The organism is Brevundimonas mediterranea, assembly GCF_014196125.1.
Taxonomy (GTDB): Bacteria; Pseudomonadota; Alphaproteobacteria; order Caulobacterales; family Caulobacteraceae; genus Brevundimonas; species Brevundimonas mediterranea.
In genome coordinates this window covers 1-26,565 of record NZ_JACIDA010000005.1, presented here as the reverse complement: position 1 = coordinate 26,565, position 26,565 = coordinate 1, and the positions used below count along the sequence as shown (strand labels likewise).

General features: G+C 68.2%; 23 protein-coding genes. 8 read left to right on the top strand and 15 right to left on the bottom strand.

The features are described 5' to 3' along the window. Positions 1-16 precede the first annotated feature (16 nt). The gene (dnaG, locus tag GGR11_RS16430; protein ID WP_183198839.1) at positions 17-1,894 is read right to left on the bottom strand and encodes a DNA primase; all 1,878 of its coding nucleotides are present in this window, start codon (positions 1,892-1,894) and stop codon (positions 17-19) included. A gap of 372 nt (positions 1,895-2,266) precedes the next feature. After that, positions 2,267-3,103, bottom strand: coding sequence for an LD-carboxypeptidase (locus GGR11_RS16425; protein WP_183198837.1), 837 nt, complete (start codon positions 3,101-3,103; stop codon positions 2,267-2,269). Between the two features lie 69 nt (positions 3,104-3,172). Here GGR11_RS16425 and GGR11_RS16420 point away from each other — a divergent pair, with 69 nt between their 5' ends. Further along, positions 3,173-4,570, top strand: a complete 1,398-nt coding sequence (locus tag GGR11_RS16420) for a UDP-N-acetylmuramate--L-alanine ligase (RefSeq protein ID WP_183198835.1) — start codon at positions 3,173-3,175, stop codon at positions 4,568-4,570. A 38-nt stretch (positions 4,571-4,608) separates the two neighbouring features. On the opposite strand, the gene GGR11_RS16415 is transcribed toward GGR11_RS16420, so the two are convergent. The 13 genes from GGR11_RS16415 to GGR11_RS16355 form a co-directional block, all read right to left on the bottom strand. Continuing rightward, positions 4,609-5,970, bottom strand: coding sequence for a sulfite reductase subunit alpha (locus tag GGR11_RS16415; protein ID WP_183198833.1), 1,362 nt, complete (start codon positions 5,968-5,970; stop codon positions 4,609-4,611). Then, positions 5,967-7,076: an FAD:protein FMN transferase gene (locus GGR11_RS16410; RefSeq protein ID WP_183198831.1), complete on the bottom strand. Its 1,110-nt coding sequence runs from the start codon at positions 7,074-7,076 to the stop codon at positions 5,967-5,969. Before GGR11_RS16410 ends, GGR11_RS16415 begins: the two co-directional genes overlap by 4 nt. 9 nt (positions 7,077-7,085) lie before the next feature. Next, the gene (locus GGR11_RS16405) at positions 7,086-7,886 is read right to left on the bottom strand and encodes a DUF4198 domain-containing protein (RefSeq protein ID WP_183198829.1); all 801 of its coding nucleotides are present in this window, start codon (positions 7,884-7,886) and stop codon (positions 7,086-7,088) included. A gap of 11 nt (positions 7,887-7,897) precedes the next feature. Next, on the bottom strand, positions 7,898-8,407 hold the full coding sequence (locus tag GGR11_RS16400) for a DUF2271 domain-containing protein (protein WP_008262166.1): 510 nt from the start codon (positions 8,405-8,407) through the stop codon (positions 7,898-7,900). 11 nt (positions 8,408-8,418) lie between these two features. Continuing rightward, positions 8,419-9,099, bottom strand: a complete 681-nt coding sequence (locus GGR11_RS16395) for a PepSY-associated TM helix domain-containing protein (RefSeq protein ID WP_183198827.1) — start codon at positions 9,097-9,099, stop codon at positions 8,419-8,421. Positions 9,100-9,168: 69 nt separating this feature from the next. Next, complete coding sequence (locus tag GGR11_RS16390; protein ID WP_183198825.1) at positions 9,169-11,226, bottom strand: TonB-dependent receptor; 2,058 nt, start codon at positions 11,224-11,226, stop codon at positions 9,169-9,171. A 91-nt stretch (positions 11,227-11,317) separates the two neighbouring features. Then, the gene (locus GGR11_RS16385; protein ID WP_183198823.1) at positions 11,318-12,004 is read right to left on the bottom strand and encodes a Fe2+-dependent dioxygenase; all 687 of its coding nucleotides are present in this window, start codon (positions 12,002-12,004) and stop codon (positions 11,318-11,320) included. A 79-nt stretch (positions 12,005-12,083) separates the two neighbouring features. Then, complete coding sequence (locus GGR11_RS16380) at positions 12,084-14,360, bottom strand: TonB-dependent receptor (RefSeq protein WP_183198821.1); 2,277 nt, start codon at positions 14,358-14,360, stop codon at positions 12,084-12,086. 181 nt (positions 14,361-14,541) lie between these two features. Beyond that, positions 14,542-15,327 (bottom strand): proteasome-type protease, encoded by a 786-nt coding sequence (locus tag GGR11_RS16375; protein WP_154725632.1) that lies wholly within the window; start codon positions 15,325-15,327, stop codon positions 14,542-14,544. 64 nt (positions 15,328-15,391) lie between these two features. Continuing rightward, complete coding sequence (locus GGR11_RS16370) at positions 15,392-16,231, bottom strand: transglutaminase family protein (RefSeq protein WP_183198819.1); 840 nt, start codon at positions 16,229-16,231, stop codon at positions 15,392-15,394. A gap of 2 nt (positions 16,232-16,233) precedes the next feature. Further along, positions 16,234-17,172, bottom strand: coding sequence for an alpha-E domain-containing protein (locus GGR11_RS16365; RefSeq protein ID WP_183198817.1), 939 nt, complete (start codon positions 17,170-17,172; stop codon positions 16,234-16,236). Beyond that, positions 17,172-18,593 (bottom strand): circularly permuted type 2 ATP-grasp protein, encoded by a 1,422-nt coding sequence (locus tag GGR11_RS16360; protein WP_183198815.1) that lies wholly within the window; start codon positions 18,591-18,593, stop codon positions 17,172-17,174. Before GGR11_RS16360 ends, GGR11_RS16365 begins: the two co-directional genes overlap by 1 nt. 262 nt (positions 18,594-18,855) lie before the next feature. After that, positions 18,856-20,061 carry an NAD(P)/FAD-dependent oxidoreductase gene (locus GGR11_RS16355; protein ID WP_183198813.1) on the bottom strand — a complete coding sequence of 402 codons (1,206 nt, stop codon included), beginning with the start codon at positions 20,059-20,061 and terminating at the stop codon, positions 18,856-18,858. Positions 20,062-20,212: 151 nt separating this feature from the next. Here GGR11_RS16355 and GGR11_RS16350 point away from each other — a divergent pair, with 151 nt between their 5' ends. From GGR11_RS16350 to hisF, 7 genes are read left to right on the top strand one after another with little or no spacing between them, the layout of a single operon-like run. Continuing rightward, a complete protein-coding gene (locus GGR11_RS16350) occupies positions 20,213-20,503 on the top strand; it encodes a YerC/YecD family TrpR-related protein (protein WP_183198811.1) in 291 nt (96 codons plus the stop codon). A gap of 10 nt (positions 20,504-20,513) precedes the next feature. Further along, the gene (gene hisG / locus GGR11_RS16345; RefSeq protein WP_183198808.1) at positions 20,514-21,395 is read left to right on the top strand and encodes an ATP phosphoribosyltransferase; all 882 of its coding nucleotides are present in this window, start codon (positions 20,514-20,516) and stop codon (positions 21,393-21,395) included. After that, positions 21,395-22,702 carry a histidinol dehydrogenase gene (gene hisD, locus GGR11_RS16340; RefSeq protein ID WP_183198807.1) on the top strand — a complete coding sequence of 436 codons (1,308 nt, stop codon included), beginning with the start codon at positions 21,395-21,397 and terminating at the stop codon, positions 22,700-22,702. Before hisG ends, hisD begins: the two co-directional genes overlap by 1 nt. Then, positions 22,699-24,123 (top strand): imidazoleglycerol-phosphate dehydratase HisB, encoded by a 1,425-nt coding sequence (gene hisB, locus GGR11_RS16335; RefSeq protein WP_183198805.1) that lies wholly within the window; start codon positions 22,699-22,701, stop codon positions 24,121-24,123. The genes hisD and hisB overlap by 4 nt, the downstream gene beginning before the upstream one ends. After that, positions 24,120-24,734: an imidazole glycerol phosphate synthase subunit HisH gene (hisH, locus tag GGR11_RS16330; protein ID WP_183198803.1), complete on the top strand. Its 615-nt coding sequence runs from the start codon at positions 24,120-24,122 to the stop codon at positions 24,732-24,734. The genes hisB and hisH overlap by 4 nt, the downstream gene beginning before the upstream one ends. Beyond that, a complete protein-coding gene (gene hisA, locus GGR11_RS16325) occupies positions 24,728-25,459 on the top strand; it encodes a 1-(5-phosphoribosyl)-5-[(5-phosphoribosylamino)methylideneamino]imidazole-4-carboxamide isomerase (protein ID WP_154726402.1) in 732 nt (243 codons plus the stop codon). Before hisH ends, hisA begins: the two co-directional genes overlap by 7 nt. 31 nt (positions 25,460-25,490) lie before the next feature. Then, entirely contained in the window at positions 25,491-26,258 is a 768-nt protein-coding gene (gene hisF, locus GGR11_RS16320) for an imidazole glycerol phosphate synthase subunit HisF (RefSeq protein WP_183198801.1), read from the top strand. Positions 26,259-26,565 lie beyond the last annotated feature (307 nt).

Sequence of the window (26,565 nt, the reverse complement as noted above, 5' to 3'; positions counted from 1 at the left end):
GGCGGCCAACCAACTGTTAGTGGACAGCAGCGGGCTCTGACCAGATTTCACCGCTGGAAATGAACCGGTCCAACGCATCGCGCTGGCCCTTCAAGCCGGCGAATGCCTGACTGTCGAAGCTATGCTCCGATTTCATCTCATTCATCGCTCGGCTCAATGCCAGAGACTGCAGGAGAACGTCTACAGCGCGGCTCAGTCCTGCCGCAGCGACACCAAGGGATGCGGCGCTATCTAAAAAAGGAGCATGAGCAATGGCAGCTGTACGGTCGATCCGTCTGAGCGTTTCTTCGTGGCCCATGACCAGAAGTCGCGACCTAATTAGACCGTTACTCATTGACTTCGCTTCGTAAGTCAAACTCACCAGATCACTAATCAAACGATCAAGGCCGGCATCGCCAAAGCTTTGGGTCGCCAGCGTCTCACCTCGTTCACTGACCATGTCAGGGTGGGTAATTAGTCCCTCGACGATGGCGGCCACCACTGGACGCGGCGCACGCGCCAATGTGATTGCGGCGGCGCGCGCCTCTGGCGTGACATCCATGATCGGCGCCATCGAACGCGCCTTTCGGTCTCTATAGATGACCCTATTCGCGGCCTTTCTTTCTTCCGGTGAAGGCCGCACTCGCTGATAAAAGGCCCCGACGAGGAAATCCTTGTAGGTTCTAGCAAGATCGGGATCAGCAATAGTCGCCGCCGCCTTCCGCAGGCGAACCAGCAGTCCGGCTTCCTTCTCAGGCGTGTCTAAAACACCGACCTCCGCCATTTCGCGGTCAAGCAGCATCCGCGAAAACGGGGTGGTCACAGTCATCGCTTCCCGCAGCGCCGGCGCACCCTTTTCCCGCAGCATGTCATCGGGGTCTTGCCCGCCCGTCAGCGTCACGAAGCGGAAGCTGCGCTCTGGTTTTAGAAGCGGCAGCGCACGCTCAACTGAACGGAAAGCCGCCCTCTGACCAGCCGGATCACCATCAAAGCAAAGGATGGGTTCCGGGCTGACACGCCACAGCAGCGCCATTTGCTCTTCAGTCAGTGCCGTACCCATCGGCGCCACCGCCGGCAGGCCCGCGCGCTGGCAGGCGATGACGTCCATATAGCCTTCGACCACGATGATGGCCTGATCGTTCTTACTCTCCGCCCCCAGGATGCGCCGCGCCTCTGGCAGACCGTACAGCGTCGCGCCCTTGTGAAAGAGCGGGCTCTCCGGGCCGTTCAGATATTTGGCCCGGTCGTCGGGGTTCATCGCCCGACCGCCGAAGCTGACGATCCGGCCGCGCCCGTCCAGGATGGGGAACATCAGCCGGTCGCGGAACCGGTCATAGGGCTGCCCCCCGCTTTCCGGCGAAATCAGCAGCCCTGCCTCGACCAGCTCGGCCGGTCGCGCCCCGCGCTGGACCAGGGCCTGTTTCAGCCCTTCACGGTCATTGGGCGCATAGCCCAGGCCGAACCGCTCCCACTGATCCTCGGGCAGGCCGCGTTTTTCCAGATAGTCGCGCGCCGCCTTGCCGGGCGTGCGCCGCAGATTGGCGGCGAACCATTTCTGGGCCAGGTCCATCCAGTCGGACAGACCCTGACGCTTCTGCTCACGCTCGGCCTCCTTGGGGTCTTCGGCGGGAAGTTGCATCCCGGCCTCAGCAGCCAGCCGTTGGACAGCTTCAACGAAACTCAGGCGCTCCGTTTCCTGAAGGAAGGAGATGATGTCGCCGTGCTTTCCAGACGAAAAGTCGTGGAAGAAGCCTTTGTCATCATTCACGAAGAAGGAAGGCGACTTCTCTTTCGAGAAGGGCGACAGCCCAGCATATTCCCGACCTTGACGCTTAAGCTTCACCGTCCGTCCGATGACGTCGGACGGGCGAAGGCGAGCCTTCAGTTCATCAATGAAACGGTCGTCAAAGCGCACACGAGCACAAGCCTTCGCTTAGCGCGAAAGTGAATGTCGAAAACCAGCCTCATCGCCAGTGTCCCCGATCCTGATTCGCACTGTGGGTAATATCGAGGATAAAGTCCGCCGACGCCAATATCGGTCGCAACAGTTTAACCAATATTGGAAAGACGATCAGGCGGTTCGTTCGGGCATCCCCCGAGGTCCGAACGAACCGCCGCATCGCAGAAGGCGTAAACCGCAGCGTCCCCCAACGCCTTGGCTTAACGAAGTCCTAACGCCTCGCGGACCTGCATCTGACGTGCAGACGCAGGACGTGTCGAGGGGGCGCCGGGTGCGCGGCGGCAGATCAAGGCGAGACTGTGTCTTTTGCGTCGCGGGCCGTTCGCCTCAGCCGCGACCGAAGGGAACCACCTTGTTGGCGTCGTCGTGCCCGATATCGGCCGGTCCCAGGAATTCTATGCCGGATCTCAGGCACCAGTATCGAACAATCTCCTCCGGAGTCTGTCCGAAATCGGGATCGTTTGGCGTGACATCTGAAACACGTCCCAGGCGAATTCCGGCCACACGTCGGATCGACTCCTGCCCCGTCAAGTGAAACATCATCCGGTCGATCCGATAGGCGGCCTCCGACACCTCCTCCAGCATCAGGACGTGGCCGGACAGATCGGGCTCAAGCGCCGTGCCGACCAGCTGGTCCAGGATGGTCAGGTTGAAGGCGACGGCGGGTCGCGGATCGGTCGCCAGCGAGGGTTCGATCCAGTCGGTTCGTCCGGTCGTCAACCAGGCCAGGGCGCCCTTCGCCGTAGCATCGTCGCGCACCGAATCCGAGGCCATGGGCCCGTGCGCCAGATGTTCGAACCCGGCCTTGTACATCCCGGCCAGCAGGCTGCCGGCGTCGGAATAGCCCATATAGCGCTTCTTGCGGGCCACGGCGTTCAGGCGCGGAATGACCGATTCGGCGATCCGGCAGGATCCATAGCCGCCGCGCGCGAACCAGATGGCGTCGATGCGGGGGTCGTTGGCGAACGCGACGAAGGCGTCGGCCCGCGCCCGGTCGTCCCCGGCGAAATGGCCGTGTTTCAGGAAACAGGCGGGGTGGAAGACCACCGTCACATCCCCGTCGGGATGGTGTTCGGTCATCCAGGCCTCGACGGCCTCGGCGCGCTCCTTCGAGAAGCGTGAACTGGCGCAGACGACGCCGATCTTGAAGCTGTTGCTGGTCACGTCCGTCTTCTTCGTCGAAATTGCGATCCGCCTCTGGCGGATCGGCCCGATCCCCTGTTCTAAGGGGGCATGAACCAAGACGCCTCCTATTTCTTCTGCGGCATCGGCGGGTCGGGCATGCTGCCCCTGGCCCTGATCGTCCAGGCTCAAGGCCATGCCATCGAAGGCTCCGACCGGGCGCTGGACCAGGGCCGCACGCCCGAGAAGTTCGACTGGCTGCGCGCCCACGGCGTGACCCTGCATCCCCAGGACGGTTCCGGCGTGACCCGTTCAACCCAGACCGTCGTGGCCACCGGCGCGATTGAAGAGACTGTGCCCGACATCGGCGCGGCCCGCCGCGTCGGCGCCGTCATCCAGACCCGGCCCCAGTTGCTGAGCCAGCTGTTCAACGCGGCCCCGACCTCGGTCGGCGTGGCGGGCACCAGCGGCAAGTCCACCATCACCGGCATGATCGCCTGGATCCTGGACCAGGGCGAACGCAACCCCACCGTCGTCAACGGCGCGGTGATGAAGAATTTCGCCGACGCCGACCATCCGTTCGCCAGCGCCCTGGTGGGCGGACCGGACCTGTTCGTGGCCGAGGTGGACGAGTCCGACGGCTCCATCGCCGGCTATGACCCCACCGTCGCGGTCGTCTCCAACATCTCGCTGGATCACAAGTCGATGGAGGAGCTGCGCGACCTGTTCGGCGGCTTCACCGCCCGCGCGACCACGGCGGTGCTGAACCTCGACAATCCCGAGACGGCGGCCCTGGCCCAGATTCTGCCGGTCGGCAAGGCGATCACCTTCGCCTTGGGCGGGGAAACCGCCGACCTGTCCGCCCACGACCTTCAGCCCACCCCCACGGGCATGAAGTTCCGCCTGATCGAGGGTTGGAGCGAATATGACGTCGTCCTGAACGTGCCCGGCGCCCACAATGTCGCCAATGCCCTGGCGGCCCTGGGCGCGGTCAAGGCGCTGGACGTGCCGATGGGCCAGGCGGTCAAGGCGCTGGAGACCTTCGCCGGCATCCGTCGCCGGATGGAGGTGGTCGGGACCGTGAACGACATCACCGTCATCGACGACTTCGCCCATAACCCGGACAAGATCGCCGCCACCCTGAAGACCCTGCACGCCTTCGACGGCCGCCTGCTGATCCTGTTCCAACCCCACGGCTTCGGCCCGCTGAAGCTGATGCGGCAGGAATTCATCAACGGTTTCGCCGGCCTGATGCGCGAGGACGACGTCCTTCTGATGCCCGAGCCGGTCTATTACGGCGGCACCACCGACCGCAGCGTCGGCTCGGAAGACATCGCCTCGGGCGTCCGCGCCGCCGGCCGTCAGGCGGAGGCCCTGCCGACCCGCGCCGACTGCGGCGACCGGATCGTCGAGATCGCGCAACCGGGCGACCGGATCGTCGTCATGGGCGCCCGCGACGACACCCTGTCCAGCTTCGCGGCCGAGCTGCTGGAACGGCTACGAGAATAACCGCTCATCCCGGCTTTCGCCGGGATGAGCGGAACAGGTCAGTACACGTCCCGCCGATACCTGCCGTTCTCGAGCATCTCCAGCAGAACCGCCTCGCCCAGCGCCGCCTCCAGCGCTGCATGGACGCCCTGCGACATCCCCTCCAGACTGCCGCAGACATAGAGGACCGCGCCGCGCGCCACCCAGTCGCGCAGTTCGTCGCCCGCCGTCGCGACCAGATCCTGCACATACCGCCCGTCGCCTTCGTCGCGCGAGAAACACCGGTCCAGCCGGCGCAGCACGCCCGACTCCAGCCACCCCTGAAGCTCGGCGTCGAAGAAGGCGTCGTGCGCCCGCGTCCGCTCGCCGAACAACAGCCAGGCCCCGCCGCTCGCCGACGTCCGCGCCTTCAGGTGCGCCCGCAATCCCGCGATCCCCGTGCCGTTGCCTATCAGGATCATCGGCGTCTCGTCCGCCGGCCCATGGAAACTGCGGTTGGTCCTCAGCCGCATGCCGATCTCGTCGCCGATCGCCAGATCCTGCGTCAGCCACCCGGACGCCAGGCCCGGCGTCCCATCCGGATGGCGCATCAGCCGGATCAGGCACTCAACCCGCCCGTCAGACGGCAGGGAGGCGATGGAATACTCACGCGCGCCAGGCGTCGCCCCGTCCCGTTCCGGCAGACCGATCTCGGCGATGTCGCCCGCCGCCCAGTCCGGAGCCGACCCAACCGGCTCGAACGCCAGATGATAGGCCGCGCCGCCCGGACTGCCCGGATTGACCAGGGTCCGCTCGACCAGCCGCCACGGATCGAAGGCGGCCGGGGCCCAGTCGGGGGCGGCGACGCTGCCGGTGATCTGGTTCAACTGGTGCTGCCAGTGACGAATGGCGCCGGCCTCGCCGTTGTCGACCTCGACCAGATCGAACAGGGCTTCGGCGCCCGACCGGCGCAGCCAGCCGTCCACCGCATGGCCGAAGCCGCAGAACTGGTCATAGCTGCGGTCGCCCAGGGCCAGCAGGCCGAAGCGCAGGCCCGCCAGATCCGCCCCCTGCCCCATGGTCTTGCGCACGAACCGCGCCGCCGCGTCGGGCGGATCGCCCTCGCCCGTCGTGGACACGATCAGCAAGGCCCGGCCGGCCGTCTTCAGCGTCGCGCTGTCCAGATCGGCGAAGGACAAAACCCGCGCCCCCAGCCCGCCGTCCTGCAGGGCCTTGGCCGTCATCCACGCCAGTTGCTCGGCGAATCCCGTCTGGCTGGCGAAGGCGACCAACACGCTCTCGCCGTCTCCGACCATCGCCTGCGACCGCGCGCGCGCCGCCGCCTTCGCCCGGCGTTCGCGCCAGACGATGAAGCCGGTCAGGACCAACCACAGGGCCGTCGCTCCGACGGCCCACAGCCAACGCGCCGGCTCGTGCGTCAACCGGGCCCCTCCACGGCGGGGTCGTCCATCATGGCGGCGAAGGCGGGCGTCATCCGCTCGACCAGGCCGCGCTCGGTCCGCTCGACGAAATGGGCGGCCAGGCCGACCGCCTCGGCGTAGTCCGGCCCCTCGAACGGCCCCATGACCGTCAAGGCCGTGGCGTAGGCGTCGGCCTTCATGGCCGAGGCGTGCAGCACCGTCACCGAGGCCAGGGCGTTGCTCACCGGCCGCCCGGTCGCGCCGTCCAGCGTATGCGGATACAGGCGGCCTTTATGTTCGAAGGCGCGGCGATAGTCGCCGCTGGTCGCCATGGCCAAATCGTACAGGGCCGCCACGGTGCGCGGCGCGGTCGAACTCTCGACCCGCTCGATCTCGACCCACCAGGGTTGGGCGTCGGGCTTGACGCCGCGCCCCTTCAACTCGCCGCCGATCTCGACCAGGTGCGAGGTCGCGCCCATGGCCCTCAGCCGGTCCGAGACCCGGTCCACCGCATGCCCCTTGGCGATGCCGGAGACGTCCAGCCTCATGCCGCCCAACTGCATGACCGCGCGCGCGTCGCGGTTCAGCCGCAACTTCCGCCAACCTGACAATTTCAGCGCCGCCTCGACCTCTTCGTCCGAGGGCACGGGCAGCAGGGGCGAACGCGGTCCGGGCGGGCCGAATCCCCACAGGTCGACCAGGGCGCCCAGGGTCGGATCGACCGCGCCGTTCGTCTCGTCGCCCAGGTCCATGGCGGCGTCCAGCAAATCCCAGAAGGGCTGGGACACCGCCCACACGCCTTCGGGCGCGGCGTTGAAGCGGCTGATCTCGCTGGACGGCTCCCACGGACTGAAGACCGCGATCACCGCCGCCAGTTCTTCCTCCACCGCCGCCTGGACCGCCGCCTCGCTCAGGCCCGGCGGGCCGATCACCCGCGCGCTCCAGGTCGTTCCCATGGTCGGGCCGCCCAGCGACAGGATCCGGTCGCCGGGCGGACGGGGCGGAACCCCGTCCATCGGCGGAATCAGCACCCGGTTGTCGGCGCGGTCCGCGAGCGGAACCGGGTCGCCGAGGGAGACCGTGGGCGGGGCCGCGCGGGATCCGCGCGAGAAGGGGGTGTCGGACATGCCCGTGGCTTAGGGCAGGACTTCCACGACCGCCACATAGGAAGCGTTCGAAGCTATCGTGTCGCCCTCAGCCGCGGTGCGGACTGAAGCGTTCAGCCAGTACAGGCCCGCTTCCGGCCAGGTGACGGTGAAGGCGCCGTCGACGCCGGTGGTCACCGTCGATTCCTCGGGATTGTCGCGATAGCGGAGGCCGCCACGCGCCACCGTCACTTCCAGGCCGGCGGCCGGCAACCCGTCTTTCGACAGTTTGAAGGTCGCCGGTTCGCCCGCCACCAGATCATTCGGGTGGGTGACCGGGATCATCTCCAGACCGTCCCGCGCATTGGTGAAGACCGTGTCGGTCGGGTTGTTCAGGGTGACGAAGGTCTCGATCCGGCTTGATGTACGGGTCGCCTGCACGTTGGTCGCGCCCTGCGGCAAGGCCGAAGGGAACTCGGCCGCCGAGCCGCGCCAGCGCTTTTGTTCACCGTTCAAGGTGTAGCTGGCCATGATGCCGTTCATCACATTGGCGACCTTGTAGGTGCCGTTCTGCGTCAGATGGACATCGAAGGTGGTGCGGTACTGGCCCTGCATCAGGTGCTCGGGCTGAACGGCCGAGCCGTCCGGCGCCGTCACCACCAGGCCGTTCATCCGCATGGCGGCGTGATCGGGGATGAAGACCCCGTTGGACATGCCGGCGTCGAACCCAACCCAGGCGTCATTGCCCGACAGGCTGGTCGAGGTCGGCGCCATCCAGGCGCGGTGGGCCTGGGCGGCCATGGGCGCGGCCAGAGCGGCGGCGAAGGCCAGAAGCGTGATCGTCTTTTTCATGGATCTGTTCCTCAGCGAGAGACGGTGACGCGCACGGCGCCCAGTTCGGTGGAGCCGGAAGCATTGGCGGTGTTGGCGCCGCCCCAGCGGAAGGGCACGCGCACGACCTCACGGCCGCCCAGTTCGCGCGCCGCCTCGACAACGACGGTGTACTGGCCCGGCTGCAGGCCGCGCAGGCGGGCGGCGGGCACGGTGATGGTCTGGCGCCCCGGCGCGCGGGTGGCGCCCGAGACCCCGTCGGCCGGCAGGCTCATGGCCCGGCCGCCCTTGCGCCACCAGGTGCGCAGGTCTTTCAGCCAGTCCTTGCCGTCGCCCTCGTTGTTGCGGGTCTGTTGGTACCAGACCGCCAGGGTCTGGACCGCCGTCTGGTCCGGCCGTTCGATCCACACCGCCACATAGGGCCGATGATAGGAGGCGGTGTTCAGGCGCGGCACATCGACCGTGACCGACAGGTCCGCCGCCAGGGCGGGCGCGGCGGCGGCCAGGCCGACGGTGGTGACGACGATGGGGAGAAGGCGCATCCGGGACACTCTTAGTGAATGAAAATCAGGGCGATGACGACGGGGATAAGCAGGCCCAGGGCCGCCAGCGGCCAGGTGGACGGCCGCCCCTTGGCGTGCAGCCACATCAGCCCCAGGCCCGTCAGGGCGAAAATCGTGCAGGCCACGGCGAAGACGTCGATGAACCAGAACCAGACCGTCCCGGCGTTGCGGCCCTTGTGCAGGTCATTCAGGTAGGCGATCCAGCCGCGCGTCGTCTTCTCGTGCAGCACATCGCCCGTCGCACGGTCGATGGTCACCCATCCGTCGCCGCCGGGCGTAGGCAGGGCGACATATATTTCTTCGGGCGTGGTCTCGGTCGGCTTGCCGGCGATCTCGACCTTCAGGCTCTCGGCCGCCCAGCGGGCCACGGCGTCCGGCGCCGGGTCGGTCGTCTCCTGAGGAAACTCCGCCAGCCGTTGCAGCAGGGGCGCCGGAAGGGCCGCGGTCTGTTCCACCGTCACCGGCTCGGCCGGGATCGAGGCGGCGTGGTTCAGGGTGATGCCGGTGACCGCGAACAGGATCAGCCCCACAAGACTGACCGCCGCCGAAATCCAGTGCCAGGAATGAAGCTGTTTCAGCCAGAAGGACCGCGCGCCGTTCAGCGCCGCCTTCGGCTTTTTGGAACCCTTGGCAGGAGGCTCCACAGGGTGTTGTGCGGCGAGTTCGGTCACGAAGTGGCTGTGCCACTGTTGCGAACCGTTTTCAATAGCAAGAGACGGACGAAATCGCCGCAGAGATCGTCAGTAGCTGAATCTCACCCCAGCCCGAACCGTGCGCGGCGGGGCGTAGCCGGCGACGTCGGTCCCGGTCATCGACACCTCGACCTCCTCGTCGAAGGCGTTGTCTACAGCGGCCCAAACCATGACCCCGTCGCGGGCCGCCCACTCGGCGCGGGCGTCCAGGGTCACGGCGGCGTCCAGCGACCGGCTGTTCAGGTCATCGTCGAACCGCGCCGATTCATACCGCGCCGCCAGGCCCAGGGTCAGCCGCTCCGTAGCCCGCCAGTCCAGACCCGCCGTCGCGCTCCATTCCGGCGCCTGGGCCGGACGCAGGCCGGTCAATTGCGGCGCCGCCGTCCCGCCGTCCACCTCGGCGTCGGTCCAGGACAGGGCCGCGTTCAGCGACAGGGCCTCGGTCGCCTGGACGGACCCGTTCAGCTCGACGCCCCAGGCCGCGATGGTCCCGGCGTTCTGGCGCTGGCGCAGCACCCCGCCGGCGGGCACGAAGCCCGCGCGGGGGAAGGTCCCCGGCCCCTCGCCGATCGTGACATTGACGATGGCGTCCTCGATCTCGTTCCAGAAGACCGTCGCCCCCCAGGCGATCCCGTCCCGGTCATAGGCCAGGCCCGTCTCGATGCCGCGCAGGGTCTCGGGCTCCAGCGCCGAATTGGCCTCGGTGATGTCGTTGCCGACCCGGAACGGCCGGTGCAGTTCGTTCAGTGTCGCCGGCCGGAAACCGGAATAGGCCGCGGCCCGCCAGGCGTAGCCAGCGCCCAGCAGGCTGCTCAGATCCCGCCGCGCCGCCAGGCGGGCGCTGAACACCTCGCCCGACCGGTCCTCGGCCGTCTCGTTCAGGATCGGCGCGCCGGTCGCCAGCGTGTATTCGTAGCGGAAGCCCGCCTCATTCCTCCACTGGTCGTAACGCAGTCCGCCCGCGATCAGCCAGTTCCCGCCGGTCCACGACCCGTCCACATAACCGCCGGCCACCGACGTCTCGCCGCCCGCCCGACGCCCGCGCGCAAAGCCGGCGCCGGTGGGATTGCTGAAGAACTCGTTGGTCTCGCCCTCGTTGAACCGGGCGTCGGCCCCGACCTCCCATTCCAGCCGCCCGCCGGCGAACTCGGACACGCGGCGGCGCAGGGCCGCGTTCAGCCCCCAGCCCGTCGCGGGGGTCTTGTACTGACTGTTGGCCGGCGTCGTGGTTGATCGATCCGCCGCGACCGAGGCCGAGGTGTTTGCGAAATCGCTCTCGATCCGCCAGGCCTGCAGCCGCCAACCGTATCCGTCGACGGGCGGCGCCTTGGCCGCCGTGGCGCTCAGGCTGTGCCCGCTGGCGTTGGACCGAGTGTTCAGCAGGCCGGACCCGCGATCCTCCTCCCAGGTCGCCGCCCGCAGCGACAGGTTCGCTCCCTCGAGATTGAGCCCGTCCAGCGGCGCATCGACCCGCAGGGCCGCGCTGCGGCTGTCCAGATCCAGCGGCGTATCCGCCGCCCCGGCCGCAGATCCGCGCACCGGCGTATAGCCGTCGCTGGTCTCGTACAGGCCCGACAGGGTGACACCGAAAAGCCCCATCTGGGTCGAGCCCGAGCCCGCCACCCGCGCCCCGCCGCGCTCGCCGACCGAGGCGTCCAACACCCCGCCGCCGGCCCGTTCCGTCAGACCGATGGTCCCCGTCAGGGCTCCGGCGCCATAAGGTCCCGCCCCCGCGCCGCGCACGATATCCACTCGCTCCAGCGATTCCGGCGCGACCTGGGACCAGATCACCCAACCACCGAACGGATCGTTCAGCGGAACCCCGTCCAGCGTGACCAGGGTCCGACCCGCGCCCGACGGCGCGATGGCCCGCAGCGAAATCCCCTGGGTCGTCGGATTGGCGGCCAGGCTGGATGTCCGCCGGAACAGGGACACGGCCGGCACAGTCCGCAGCGCCTCGTCCAGCCGGGCGGATCGCTCCAGCACCCTCTGGTCCAGCCGCACCACCGAAAAGGCGGCGTCGGCGGCGGCGGGCGGCAGACGGGCCGCCGTCACCGTGATTTCAGACAATTGAGCGGGCGGTGCGGGGGGCGCGTCTTGGAACATCCCGGTCACAATAGACCAGCTTCGCCTTGGTTCACCGCTGCGACCTTATAACTCCGATTGCGGCCCCGAGGTCACAGGGACCAGGCCGGCGTCAAACCTCGGACCAGCGCCGCAGCAGGTTGTGATAGACCCCGGTCAGTTCGATCACCGCCTGATCCTTCGGCCCCTTCTCCGTCGCCACCCGCTGGGTCGCCACGTCCAGCCGGAACAGCATTTCCCGGTCGCCGTCGTCGCGGATCAGGCTCTGCATCCACATGAAGGATGAAACCCGCGCCCCGCGCGTCACCGGCATGACCTTGTGCAGGCTCTTGGATGGATACAGCACCAGATCCCCGGCGGGCAGCTTGACGGACTGCGGCCCGTACATCTCCTCGATGATCAGCTCCCCGCCGTCGTAGTCCTCGGGCTCCGACAGGAACAGGGTCGCCGAAAGGTCGCTCCGTACACGGACAGCACCGCCCCCTCGCTGCTGACGAATGGCGTTGTCCACGTGCAGCCCGAACTCGCCCCCGCCCTCATAGCGGTTGAACAGAGGGGGAAAGATGGTGTGCGGCAGGGCGGCGGCCACAAACATCGGATTGGCGTTCAGCGCCTGAACGATCAGGGCCGAGACCTCCTTGGCCACGTCCGAGTCTTCCGGCAGTTGCTGGTTCCGCTTCGCCGTCGCCGACTGGTGGCCCGAAGTCATATTGCCGTCGGCCCAGGGACCGGCGTCCAGCCGCTCGCGCAGGGCCTTCACTTCGGCCTTGGAAAAGACTTCGGGGATCTGGAGCAGCACGGTCGGGTCTCGCTCGAAAAGAAAAGACGGCCCCGCCGGAAGGACGGGGCCGCCAGATATAGGCCGGGGATCGTGGCCCTTAGAAGCGCAGGTTCAGCGCCAGGATCGCCTGCCGCCCCGGAGCGGGGTCGGCATGGTGAACCCCATTGGTCCGCATGATGTATTCCTCGTCCGTGGCGTTCTTGACGTTCAGCTGCAGGCTGGCGCGATCGGTCACGTCATAGGAGGCGAACAGGTCCAGGCGGGTGTAGCTGGGCGCATAGACGGCGGCCGAACCGCCGCCGGCCCCGCCCTGGTTTCCGCCGAACCGGTCGTCCACATAATAGACCCCGCCGCCCAGGCTCAGCTTGGGCAGGACGCGATAGGTGGTGAACAGGCTGAAGCTGTTCTTGGGCGTATTGGCCAGCGGATCGCCGAGGTTGACGTTGTCATAGGCGCCCTTGACCAGTTCGGAGTCCATGTAGGTGTAGCCGCCGAACACGGTCCAGACGGGCGTGACGCTGCCCGAGAAGCCCAGCTCCAGTCCCTTGACCTCGGTCTCGCCGGCCTGTGCATACACCCCATTCGAAATCAGGATCTGCGCATTCTTGCGCGTCGTCTGGAACAGGGCGCCGCTGAGGGTCAGCCGCTGGCCGAACAGTTCGGCCTTGGCGCCGATCTCATAGTTCTCGGTGTCTTCCGGATCGAGGAGCTGGCCCGACAGATTGCCGCTGCCCTCGCCGCCGCTCGCGCCGTTCTGGTCGCCGCCGGACACGGTGGGCGGCGTCGAGGAGGTGGCGTAGGACGCATAGACGCTGGTGTTGGAGGTGGGCTTGTACACTAGGCCGACCTGATAGTTGACGAAGTCCCACTCGCCCTCGTGGAAGGTCGGCGTGGTGGCGCCGCGGGCGATGGACGTGCCTTCGGTCTCGTAACGGTCGTAGCGCAGGCCCAGGTTCAGCAACCACTTCGGCCCAAAAGCGATGGAGTCGGCGCCATAGACGCCCCAGCTGGTGGTGTTGGAGTGGGTTTCGGCTCCGCGCGCGATCGAGCCGGTCCACGGATCGTTCGGATTGGGATCATAGACCGGCGTGCAGTCGAAGCCGCCGACCGCGGTCGGACAGGCCGAGCCGCTGGTGGTGGTGATGTTGTAGGAGGCGTTGCGGTTGATCTCGCGCGAATATTCCACGCCCAGGTCGAAATCATGCTTCAGCCCGCCCGTGGTGAAACTGCCGTACAGGTCGGTGACATTGGCGAAGGTCTCGGCCGGGTTCCAGCGCGACTTCAGTCCCCGCTTCATCCACCAGGTGTCGCCGACCAGAACCGCCGTGCCGCCGTCGCCCGGATTGGTCAGCACATAGTCGTTCAGCGTCTCGGAATAGCGGGTCAGGTTGCGCACGGTCAGGGTGTCGCTGAACTTGTGCTCCAGCTTGACCGTCACGCTATCGACCTCGTTGCGCATGTAGTCGCGCGCCTTCAGACCGTAGAAGGTGTCGTAGGGCACGTTCAGGATCCGGCTGTCCGTCGTCTTGATCGCCCAGTTGTTGTCCAGCTTTCGGTCCAGCGGAATGCCGTAGTCCGGCATCGAGTCGGCGGTCAGGTGGTAGTAGTTGATCGTGGCCGAGGTGTCGGTTCCCAGGCCGAAGCCCAGGGCCATGGCCAGGCCGTACTTCTCGAAGTCCACCGCGTCCCGGCCCGGGACGTCGCCCTCGGTCGCCATCAGGTTCAGACGGAAGGCGCTGGTGTCGTTCAGGCGCCAGTTGCCGTCCACGGTGGCGCGGTAATAGCTGTCCGTGCCGGCGCCGAGGCTGGCGCTGACGGCGTCGGCCAAGCGCGGCTGCTTGGAGCTGAGATTGATGCTGCCGCCGCCCGAGCCCCGGCCCGAATAGACGGAATCGGCGCCCTTGATGACCTCGACCTGCTCCAGGTCGAAGACCTCGCGCTGCTGGCCGCCCGCGTCGCGCACGCCGTCGACGAAGATGTTGTTGCCCGACGACTGGCCCCGGATGAAGGGCCGGTCGGCCAGCGGCTGGCCGCCTTCGCCCGCGCCGAAGGTGATGCCGGGCGAGTTGCGCAGCAGGTCTTCCAGCGAGGTCGCCGCCGTCTGGGTGATGACCTGTTCCGGGATGATCGTCACCGAGCGGGGCGTGTCCAGCAGGGGCGCCACGAACTCGGGGCTTTCCGGCTGACGCTTCTTCAGTTGGCCGTTGACGTCGATCGTGCCGAGATTGGCCGGCTGCTGTTGCTGATCGGCGGTGACGATCACGCCGCTCTCGGGCGTCACATCGGCAGCCAGGGCGGGCGCGGCGACCAGCATGCCGGCGGCGCTAGAGGCGAACAGAAGGGAACGAAGCGCGGCGGCGCGGGACTCGGACATATTGAGGCGACCTTTTGGCCTGATTTTGCGATGCGGTCGCAATAGCCAGCCTAGCAAGTTCGCACAAGAGGAATTGCGACTTAATCGCAGACGCACGGTTTTCCTGACGGGTGCGCGCTCTGGCGGTGGTCGCCTCACCCTCCGCGAGACGGCCTGAGACGGCGGCGGGACCGCCCCTGGCTCAGATGACGATGCTCATGTTCCGCATCGGCGGCGACAGGTCCAGGTCCAGCCAGGTGGGATCGGGCATGGCCTTGTGGGCCGAGGCAAGGGCTTCCGACCAGCGCCGGCCCAGGTCGCGGAAATAGGGATCGTCCACGTCGATCCGGCGCTCCATCCCCGTCAGGTGGTCGCGGGGAATGACGATCAGGTCCAGCGGCGGCCCCACGGCGATGTTCGAGCGAATCGTCGAATCGAACGAGATCAGCCCCAGTTTGACCGCCTCGGACAGGGGGGTGGAATTGTGCAGCGCGCGATCCAGGATCGGCTTGCCGTACTTCAGCTCACCGATCTGCAGATAGGGGGTGTCCGGCCCGCATTCGATGAAGTTGCCCTGCCCATAGATCAGATACAGACCCATCTTCCCGCCGGCGATCTGGCCGCCCAGCAGCATGGAGGCGTTGACGTTCAGGGCGTCGGCGGTGGGCGAGGCGGGCGTGTTGATGGTGGCCCGCACCATGGCCAGGGCATGCCCCAGGATCTGGGCGGCGCGGAACAGGGTCGGGGCGGTCTCCAGCGTCTCCAGCGCGGTCGAGTCGGGCAGTTTCACCCCCTCCGCCACCATGGCCAGGGCCGTCTGGGTGACCGACAGATTTCCGGCCGTCGCCACCGCCAGTATCCGCTCGCCGGTGGTCTTGAAGATATGCAGCTTGCGATAGGACGAGATGTTGTCCACGCCCGCATTGGTGCGGGTGTCGGCGATCATCGCCAACCCCTCGTCCACCAACATGCCCACGCAATAGGTCACTTCGCTCTATCCGCTCCCGGTTCCGCGAATCGTTCGACGCTAGCAGATTCCCCGCCCATGGCGATCAGGACCATCCCTTGGATTGATGTTGCTGCTGACTCTGTTGCACAGGCCGCACATGCAGGGCGACCGTCAGCGTCCCAATCCCGCCGCCGTAGCTGGTGCCCCGGATCGGCGTCGCCCCCAGGGCGTCCAGGCCCGTGGCGATGCGGACATAGTTGTCGGTCGGACAGATTCCGTTGGCCGCATCGAACCCGACCCAGCCCAACCCCTCGATCCAGGCCTCGGCCCAGGCGTGGGCGGCGTCCTGATCGTGCTGGCCGTCCGACCGGTTCAGGTGGCCCGAAACATAGCGGGCCGGCACGCCCAGGGTCCGGGCGCAGGTGATGAAGATCTGGGCGTGGTCCTGGCAGACGCCGCGCCGGATGGCGAAGGCTTCGGCCGCCGTATGGGTCGCGGACGTGGCGCCGACCTCGAAGGCCACCCCGCCGTGGATCGCCCCCATCAGCCGGTGCATCCGCTCCAGCGGCCCGCCCTCGCCGATCCCGCGCGCGAACTCGACCAGGGCGGGATCGGCCTGGGTCAGGCGGGTGTCGCGCAGATAGACGCCCGGCTGCAGCCGGTCGTTCTGGCCCCGGATCACCCCGCCGGTGTCCACGGTAGAGACCTCGCCCGTCACCCGGATGGTCAGGGCGTCGGTCGGCCGCTCGGTATAGAGGCTGTGAACGATGTTGCCGAAGGCGTCCTCGCTGCGGCGCAGCCGGGCGTCGACGTCGGTCTCGATACGCCATTCGCGCACCTGCTGGCTTTCGCACGACTTGGGCGTCAGCCGCAGCATCTGCACGATGAACCGCGCCGGTCGGGCGTAGGCGTAGCGGGTGGAGTGATCAATCCGGATCCGCATGGTCAGACCAGATACTGTTCTTGGACGGCGGCGGCCAGGGCGTTGTTCTCGTTCAGGAAGCCCTGGATATATTCGTGCAGGCCGGACTGGAAAATGTCCTCGATCCGGGCCTCGTTGAACTGGGTCAGGCGGTTGGAGGCCAGCCGCTGAGCCGGGCCGCGCCGGCCGTAGTCCGTCGCCAGCCGCTCCAGATAGCTGACGATCATGCCCTGGCACGACGCCAGTGACCGCGGCATCTGCCGGTTCAGCACCAGCAGGTCCGCCACCAGCCAGGGCCGCACCGATTCCCGATAGACCCAGCGATAGGCGGTCAGGGCCGAGACTTCACGCAAAAGGGTGGTCCACTGGAAATAGTCCAGCTGTCCGCCCACGCGTTCGCCGGGCGGCAACAGCAGGTGATATTTCACGTCCAGCAGGCGGGCGGTGTTGTCGGCCCGCTCGATCGCCATGCCCAGCCGCAGGAACCAGTAGGCGTCGTTGCGCAACATGGTCCGCGAAGAAGCGCCCTCAACCGCCAGCGACGTCGACTTCACAAAGTCGAGGAAGTTGGTGAAATCGTCCCGCTTGGTCGGCTCGCCCAGTTCGTTCAGCCCGTTCCAGGCGCCGTTGATCGCCTCCCACAGCTCGATGGTCAGGGCGGTTCGCACCGAACGGGCGTTGGTCCGCGCCTTGGTGATACAGGCCTTGATCGAGGTCGAGTTGTCGGCGCCGAAGGCCAGATATTCCCGGACGGACTTCTCCGACACGGTCCGGCCCGAAGCGTCGAACCCGCTCTTGACCCCCGACGAGGCGATGGCGCCGGCCCAGGCCGTGACCGTGGCCTGATCCTTGGCCGGCAGGGCGGCCAGGCGAATGGCGGCCTCCAGAATGCGCGCGAGAAAGTCCGCCCGCTCCATATAGCGGCCGGTCCAGTACAGGCTGTCTGCGGTGCGTGAAAGCATCAGTTATCCAGCACCCAGGTGTCCTTGGTTCCGCCGCCCTGGCTGGAGTTGACCACCAGCGACCCCTCTTTCAGCGCCACCCGCGTCAGCCCGCCAGGCGCCACCCGCACCCCAGCCGGGCTGGACAGGACGAAGGGCCTCAGATCGACGTGGCGCGGCGACAGGCTTCCGCCGTTCAGGGTCGGCGCCGTCGACAGGCTCAGCGTCGGCTGGGCGATGAAGTCGTCCGGATCAGCGATCAACTTGGCGCGAAACGCCTCGATCTCGGCCTTGGTCGAGGTCGGCCCGACCAGCATGCCGTAGCCGCCGGAGCCGCCGACCTCCTTGACCACCAGTTCGTCCAGCTTGCCCAGCACCTCCTTCAGCGCATCCGCCTCGCGGCAGCGCCAGGTCGGCACATTCTTCAGGATCGCGTCCTCGCCGGTGAAGAAGCGGATGATCTCGGGCATATAGGTATAGACGGCCTTGTCGTCGGCCACCCCCGTCCCGACCGCATTGGCCAGGGTCACACGGCCCGCGAAATAGGCCGACATCAGCCCCGGCACGCCGACCGCCGAGTTCGGCATGAAGGTCAGGGGATCGATGAAGTCGTCGTCGATGCGGCGATAGATGACATCGACCCGCTTGGGCCCCTCGGTCGTGCGCATATAGACGGTGTCGTCATTGACGAAGAGATCCCCGCCCTCGACCAGCTCGACCCCCAGCTTGTCCGCCAGGAAACTGTGCTCGTAATAGGCCGAGTTGAACGGCCCCGGCGTCAGCACGACGATGGTCGGATCCTCGCCCGCCCCCGACGGCGCCGAGGCCTGCAAGGACCGCAGCAGCATGTCGGTATAGATCTCGACCGGCCGCACCGCATGTTCGGCGAACAGGTCGGGGAACAGCCGCATCATCATTTCGCGGTTCTCCAGCATATAGGAGACCCCCGACGGCGTGCGGACATTGTCCTCCAGCACATAGAAGCCGTCCTCGCCGGTGCGGACCAGATCGACCCCGGCGATATGGCACCAGACGTCGCCCGGCGGCCGGCGGCCCTGCATCTCGGGCCGATAGTGGGGATTGGTCAGGATCAGGTCGGCGGGCACGATCCCGGCGCGGATACAGTCCTGCGGTCCATAGATATCTTTCAGGAAGGCGTTGATGGCGGTGACCCGCTGCTTCAGCCCCTTCTCCAGCCCGCCCCATTCGTCGGCGCCGATGATGCGCGGCACGACGTCGAACGGGATCAGCCGTTCGTTGGATTCCTCGTCGCCATATACGGCGAAGGTCACGCCCATCCGGCGGAAGAACAGCTCCGCCTGGCGCGAGCGCGCCTGCAGCAGATCCGGCGGGGCGTTTTCCAGCCAGGCCGCCAGCGTTTTGTAGCTGTCGCGGATCGTCCCCGATCCGCCGCCGTTCATTTCGTCGAAAGCTCTCGTCATTCGCCCCCGCCGCGTTGAGATCGCAGCTTGATCGATCCCCAACGAAAAGCGCAACAGTTTTGTTGCACTGCGGCGACGACTACTTGCCCGCAAACAGACCCTCTCCCGCTTGCGGGAGAGGTGGCCCGTCGTCCGCGCAGCGGACCAGGGTCGGAGAGGGAAGTCTCGTTTTACTAAAGGAAGACTTCCCCCATCGTCAGGCGTGTCGCTTCGCGCCACGGCCTGACACTTCCCCCGCAAGCGGGGGAAGGTCTGGAGAAAATCAGATCCCCACCGCCTTCATCGACACCGCCTGATCCGCCAGCTTCGCCACATCCACCGACGTCCCCTTCCCGATCAGCTGTTTGCCCGCCATGAACTCCGGCGGCGCATTGACCGCCTCGACGCAGACCACCCGGTCGCCGTTCAGGTGAAACACCGCAAAGCCCCCCGCCGTCGGATCGCCCCGCACCACCTGGCGGTCGGCGTCAAACGGCAGGCCCGCGATCTGAAGTTTGAAGTCGTACTGATCGGACCAGAACCACGGGACCTCAGCCGCCGGTCCCGGCCGTCCGACAATGGCAGCCGCCGCCTGCTTCGCCTGTTCCAGCGCATTGGGCACGCTCTCCAGCCGGTGCGATACGCCGCCGTGCACGGGAATCGGCCGCCGCGTCATGTCGCCGACGGCGAAGATGACGGGATCACTGGTCCGCGCCTGCTCGTCCACCACCACCCCGTCGTCGCACCTCAGGCCCGCCGACCGCGCCAGGCTTTCGCAGGCCAGGGCGCCCACGCCGACCAGCACCGCATCCGCCCGCACCACCGATCCGTCCGCCAGGGTCACGCCGTCATGCGCGACGGCGACCACCTCGGCCCCGGTCATAATCTCGACCCCATGCGCCCGATGCTGGGCGGTGAAGAAGGTCGACAGGGTCTCCGACGCCACCCGCGCCAGCACGCGCGGCGCGCGCTCGATCACCACCGCCTCGGCGCCCAAGGCGCGGGCCGAGGCCGCCGCCTCCAAGCCGACATAGCCGCCGCCGACCACCGCCAGCCGCTTGCCCGGCCCCAGCACGGCCTTCAGCCGTTCCGCGTCCTTCAGCGTCCGCAGCTCCAGCAGATCAGGATGATCCCCGCCCGGCACAGGCAGTTTCCGCGCCGTCGATCCCGTCGCCAGCACCAGGACGTCATAGAACTCGCTCGATCCGTCATGGAAGGCGACCGTCTTCGCCTCCGGGTCCACCGACACGGCGACAGTCGACGGCCGAAACTCGATACCCTGTTCTTCATAGAAGCTCAGCGGCCGCAGCAGCAGCGTCTCCAGATCCGCCTCGCCCTTCAGCCAGGCTTTGGACAGAGGCGGCCGCTGATACGGCGGCGCATCCTCCTCGCCCACCAGCACGATCGGCCCTTCATGGCCGTACTGCCGCAGAAACGCCGCGACGGAGCCGCCGGCATGTCCGGCGCCGATGATGAGGATCTTGGTCATGGGCGGACAGATAGAGCGGCGCGCGGGCGGGCGTAAGTCGTGATTGGTGAATCGTCAGTCGTGACTGGAGCCCGCGCGCGCCCAATCACGAGTCACGACTCACGATTCACGCCCCTTGACCGTTCCACTGTTACAGCATAGTGGAACGCGCATGACGACCCCGCCCGCCCGCGACGCCCTCTATGACGCCCTGCTGTCGATGCAGACGCGCGAGGAGATCGACGCCTTCCTCGCCGACCTCTGCACCCCGGCGGAACTGCGCGCCTTCGCCGAGCGCTGGCAGGTGGCGCGCCTGCTCGACGCCGGCGGAAAATCCTATCGCGAGATCGCGGCCGAAGCCCACGCCAGCCCCACCACCGTCGTCCGCGTCGCCCGTTATCTCAAAGACATGCCGCACCAGGGCTACCGCATCGCCCTGGACCGCCTGAAGAACACGAACTGAGTATCCGAACATGAGCACTGTCCAAGGCCGGCTTCGCATCGCCGTCCAGAAATCCGGCCGTCTGGCCGACCGCAGCCTCGACCTGATCCGCGACGCGGGTCTGAAATGGGTCAAAGGCCACAACGACCTGCTGTATCGGGTCGAGAACTATCCGATCGACCTGCTGCGCGTCCGCGACGACGACATCCCCACCTTCGTGGCCGACGGCGTCTGCGACCTGGGGATCGTCGGCGAGAACGTGCTGGAGGAAGGCCGCAACGGCGGCGCCAATGCGTCTGTCGTCATGCCCCTGGGCTTTGGCCGCTGCACCCTGAAGATCGCCACGCCCCCGACCCTGGCCTATGACGGCCCGGCCTCGCTGGACGGACTGCGCATCGCCACCTCCTATCCCAAGATCCTGCGCCGCTTCCTGGATGAGCGTGGGGTCAAGGCCGACATCGTCGTCATGCGCGGCGCCGTCGAGGTCGCGCCCCGGCTAAAGCTGGCCGCCGCCATCTGCGACCTGGTCTCGACCGGCGCGACGCTGGAGGCCAACGGCCTGGGCGCCAAGGACACGGTGCTGGAAAGCCAGGCGGTCCTGATCCAGTCCCCCGTCGCGCCCGAGCCCGCCCTGCAACACCTGCTGGACAGCATCATCGAGCGGATGTCGGGCGTGGTGTCCTCGCAAGGCGCCAAATACGTCATGCTGAACGCCCCGCGTTCGGCGCTGGATGAGATCACGGCCATCCTGCCCGGCGCCGGTTCGCCCACCGTCATGCCCCTGATGGGCCGCGACGACGCCGTCGCCGTCCACGCCGTCTGCCAGGAGGCCGTCTTCTGGGAGACGCTGGAGAAGCTGAAGGCCGCCGGCGCCTCGGCCATCCTGGTCCTGCCCATCGAGAAGATGATGTGATGAAACTGATCGACTGGTCTTCCCTCGACGCCGCCGGGAAAAAGGCGGCCCTGGCCCGCCCCGCCCAGCGCACCGCCGGCGACGTGACCGAGGTCGTCCGCACCATCCTGGACGATGTGCGGATGCGCGGCGGCGCGGCGGTCACCGACTGGTGCCTGAAGCTGGACAAGGCCCCGCCCCGCCGCATCGCCATCACGCCCGAGGCTGTGGCCGAGGCCCGCAACGCCCTGCCCCCCGGCGACGTCCGCGCCCTGCGCATGGCGGCCGAGAATGTCCGTGTCTTCCACCAGGCGACCAAGCCGGAAGACACCCCCTTCATCGAGACCACCCCCGGTGTGCGCTCCAAACTGGCCTGGCGTCCCATCGCCTCGGCCGGCCTCTACATCCCCGGCGGCACCGCCCCCCTCTTCTCCTCCCTGCTGATGCTGGCCATCCCGGCCGGCGTCGCCGGCGTGGGCCGGCGCGTCGCCGTCACCCCGCCGAACAAGGACGGCGGAATCCACCCCGCCATGATCCTGGCCGCCGCCGAGGCCGAGCTGGACGCCATCTGGCTGATGGGCGGGGCCCAGGCCATAGCCGCCCTGACCTTCGGCGTCGAACTGGAGGACGGCGTCATCCCCGCCTGCGACAAGCTGTTCGGCCCCGGCAACGCCTATGTCGCCGAAGCCAAGAAACAGGCCTCCGCCCTTCCCGGCGGCCCCGCCGTCGACATGCCCGCCGGCCCGTCCGAACTGATGGTCATCGTCGACCGCGACGCCGCACCCGAGATCGCCGCCGCAGACCTGCTCAGCCAGGCCGAGCACGACGCCGATGCCCAGGTCATCCTGGTCTCCACCAGCCGCGCCACCATCGACTACATCCTGTCGGAGGTTGAGACCCAGGTCGCCACCCTGCCGCGCGAAGCCATCGCCCGCGCCTCGCTGAACGAGGCCCGCGCCATCCTGGTCCGCGATCTCGACGCCGCCGCAGAGGTCGCCAACCTGTATGGCCCCGAACACCTGGCGATCCAGATCGACGATCCCGAGCCCCTGGTGGACTCGATCAAGGCCGCCGGCGCCGTCTTCGTCGGTCGGTTCGCGGCCGAGACCCTGGGCGACTACGCCGCCGGCCCCAGCCACGTCCTGCCGACCGACGGCGGCGCCCGCACCCTGGGCGGCGTCACCACCGCCAGCTTCATGACCACCATGTCGGTCCAGCTGGTCACGGAGGCCGGCGCCCGCGCCCTGGCCCCCATCGCCGCCCGTCTGGCCCGGATGGAGGGCCTGGAAGCCCACGCCCGCGCCGCCGACCTGAGGGCCGAAGGATGACCCTGCCCGCCCCCTATCCCCCGCTGGTCTCCGGCGGCGAAGGCCTGGACCGCTATCCCGGAGAGCCTGCCGCCCTCGCCGCCCGCATGGCGGCGATCTACGCCGTGCCCGCCGACCAGGTCCTGCCGGTGCGCGGCCTGACCCACGGGCTGGAACTGGCCTATCGCCTCGCCGCCCGCGACGGCGGTTCGGTCGAGGCGCCCAAGGCCGAACCCTATGACAGTCTCGCCGCCATCTATCCGGCCAAGGGTGAACCCGCTGTGGTCGTCATCCGCGCCCTCGGCTCGCCCGAGGCCGTCGCCGAAATGGCCGCCCGCGTCGCCCCCGCCCTGCTGGTGGTGGACGAGGGCCTGATCGAATTCTCCGACAGCGTTTCCGCCGCCACCGTCGTCGCCGACCAGCCGAACCTGGTCGTGCTGCGCAGCCTGTCCCTGGCCTATGGCCTGGCCGGCGCCCGCGTCGGCGCCGCCATCGCGCAAGCCCCGACCCTGGCCCGCCTCGCCTCGGTGCTGGAGCCCTACGCCCTGCCCGAACCCCAGGTGCGGCTGGCGCAACAGGCGCTGGACCCGTCGCGGATGATCGAGACCGCCGAGCGCATCGCCTCGGTCCGACGCGAGCGCGAGCGGATCGCCCGCGAACTGGGCCGCCAGATGCCGGTCGAGCCCGGCGTCGGCCCCATCGTCATGGCTCGGCCGGAAGACCCCGCCGCCGCCCTGGCCGCGTTGGCCACCTATGGCGTCGTGGCCGACCTGTCCGGCGAGCGCCTGCGCCTGCCGGTCTCGATCAAGCCCGAGGTCAACGACCGGCTGCTGGCCGCCTTCGGCCTGACGCCCGCGAAGCGCCGCCCGGCCCGCGTCGGCCAGGCCGTGCGCGATACGAAAGAGACCCGCATCGTCTGCGCCGTCGACTTGGACGCCCCCGGCCCCATCAAGATCGAGACCGGCGTCGGCTTCTTCGACCATATGCTTGAGCAGATCGCGGCCCACGGCGGCTTCTCACTGCGACTTCAGTGCGAGGGCGACCTGCACACCGACCCGCACCACACCATCGAGGACAGCGCCATCGCCCTGGGCCAGGCGCTGAAACAGGCGCTGGGCGAGCGCAAGGGCATCGCCCGCTACGGCTTCGTCTTGCCGATGGACGAGGCCAACGCCACCGTCTCCATCGATCTGTCCGGCCGTCCCTATCCGCTGTTCGAGGGCACGTTCGAGACCCCCTTCATCGGCGACTACCGCACCGACCTGACGGCCCACGTCTTCCGCTCGCTGGCCGAGGCCATGGGCGCCGCTGTCCACATCAAGGTCACGGGCCAGGACGACCACCACAAGACCGAGGCCGTCTACAAGGCCTTCGGCCGCGCCCTGCGCCAGGCCATCCGGGTCGAGGGCGACGCGGTGCCGTCCACCAAGGGGGTGCTGTGACCGAGGTCGCCGTCATCGCCTATGGCGCCGGCAACGTCGCTTCGGTCCAGTTCGCGCTCGAGCGTCTGGGCACCACCGTGCGCCTGACCGACGATCCCGCCGTGATCGCCGAGGCCGAACGGGTCATCCTGCCCGGCGTCGGCGCGGCCGGCTACGCCATGAGCCGCCTGGCCGAACTGGGTCTGGTCGAACCGATCCGCGCCTTCCCCCGCCCCCTGCTGGGCGTCTGCCTGGGCCAACAACTGCTGTTCGAAACCAGCCAGGAGGGCGAGGGCGTCGATCTGCTGGGCTTCATCCCCGGCGCCGTGTCCCGACTGGAGCCTGCGGGCGCCCTGCCCGTCCCGCACATGGGCTGGAGCCGGCTGACGCGCGACCACGACGACCCGCTGCTGGAGGGGGTGGCCGACGGGGCCTACGCCTATTTCGTCCATAGCTATGTCTGCCCCGACGGCCCCGCCACCCTGGCCCGCGCCGACTATGGCGGCCCGGTCCCCGCCATGGTCCGCGCCGCCAACCGCTGGGGCTGCCAGTTCCACCCCGAACGCTCGGCCGAGGCCGGTGCGACCATCCTCAGGAACTTCCTGGGCCTGCCCGAGGATCCATCATGCTGATCTATCCCGCCATCGACCTGAAGGACGGCGTCTGTGTGCGCCTGATGCACGGCAAGTTCGACCAGGTGACCCGTTACGACGAACAGCCGGCCACCCGTCTGAGCGCCTTCGCCGCAGAGGGGGCGGAATGGATCCACGTCGTCGATCTGGACGGCGCAGAGGCCGGCGAAGCCGTGCAGCACGCCCTGATCGGCGAACTGACAAAGGCCATCGACGTCAAGATCCAGTCCGGCGGCGGGGTGCGCAGCGCCAACGACGTCGCCAAACTGCTGGACTCGGGCGTCTCGCGCGTCGTCGTCGGTTCGCTGGCGGTGACCCAGCCGAATGACGTCGCCGCCTGGCTGAAGGGGTTCGGCGCCGAGCACATCACCCTGGCCTTCGACGTCAAGATCGAGGACGGCGTGCCCGTGCCCGCCCTGAAGGGCTGGACCCAGTCATCGGGCGTCGATCTGTGGACCGCCCTCGACCGCTATCCCAAGGGACTCTTCAAACACCTGCTGGTCACCGACGTGGGCCGTGACGGCGCCATGACCGGCCCCAATCTGGAGCTTCTGGCCGAAATCCGCCGCCGTCGCCCGGATCTGGTGCTGCAAGCTTCCGGCGGGGTCTCGTCGCTGGACGACATCGCGGCGGTCAAGTCGCTGGGCTGCAACGGCGCCATCGTCGGCCGCGCCCTTTACGAGAACCGCTTCACCCTGCCCGACGCCATAGCGACGGCGGCATGACGGCCCAGTCTTCAGCCAGGAGGACGGTCCAATGACCGCCCGGCGCATAATCCCCTGCCTGGACGTCAAGGACGGCCGGGTGGTCAAGGGCGTGAAGTTCGTCGGCCATACCGACATGGGTGACGCGGCGGAGCTGGCCGCCCGATACCGCGACGCGGGCGCCGACGAACTGGTCTTCTACGACATCGCCGCCAGCCCCGAGGGCCGGACCCTGGACTATGGCTGGATCAAGGACATCGCCCGGCTGCTGGACATCCCCTTCTGCGTCGCCGGCGGCATCCGCAGCGTGGACCAGGCGGCCCGCTGCCTGGACCACGGGGCGGACAAGGTGTCGATCAACTCCCCCGCTCTGGAGCGCCCGGAACTGATCGCCGACATGGCCGCCCGCCTGGGCAGCCAGTGCGTGGTCGTCGGGGTCGACAGTCGTCTGGAGGACGGCGAATGGGTGGTCCACAAATACACCGGCGACCCCGACGCGCGCCGCCGCGCCGGCAAGCGCACACTCGACTGGCTCGATGAGGCGCAGGGCCTGGGCGCCGGCGAGATCGTGCTGAACTGCATCGACCAGGACGGGGTTCGACGCGGCTACGACATTGAACAACTGACTGCGGCTAGAGGGCGGCTGACCATCCCCCTGATCGCCTCGGGCGGCGCCGGCGCGCCCGAGCATTTCAAGGCCGTGTTTGAACAATCGGACGTCTCCGGCGCCCTCGCCGCCAGCGTCTTCCACACTGGCGCGATAGCCATCCCGGACCTGAAGGCCTATCTGGCGGGCGAAGGCTTGGAGATGAGATTGTGACCCGCCCCCCGCATTCCTCCCCCCTTGGGGGAGGGGGACCGCCGCGCCTCTTGCGCGGGGGTGGAGGGGGCCGGCCCGCGCACCGCCGCCCGACCTCCAACACCCCGCACGCCCTGGGGGGGGGGGGGGGGGGGGGGGGGGGGGGGGCGGGCGGGGCGGGGGGGGGGGGGGGGGGGGGGGGGGGGGGGGGCGGCGGGGGGGCCGCCCCCCCCCCCCCCCCCCCCCCCCCGCGGCGGGGGGGGGGGGGGGGGGGGGGGGGGCGGGGGGGCCGGGGGGGGGGGGGGGGCAGGGGTGGTGTGGGGGGGTG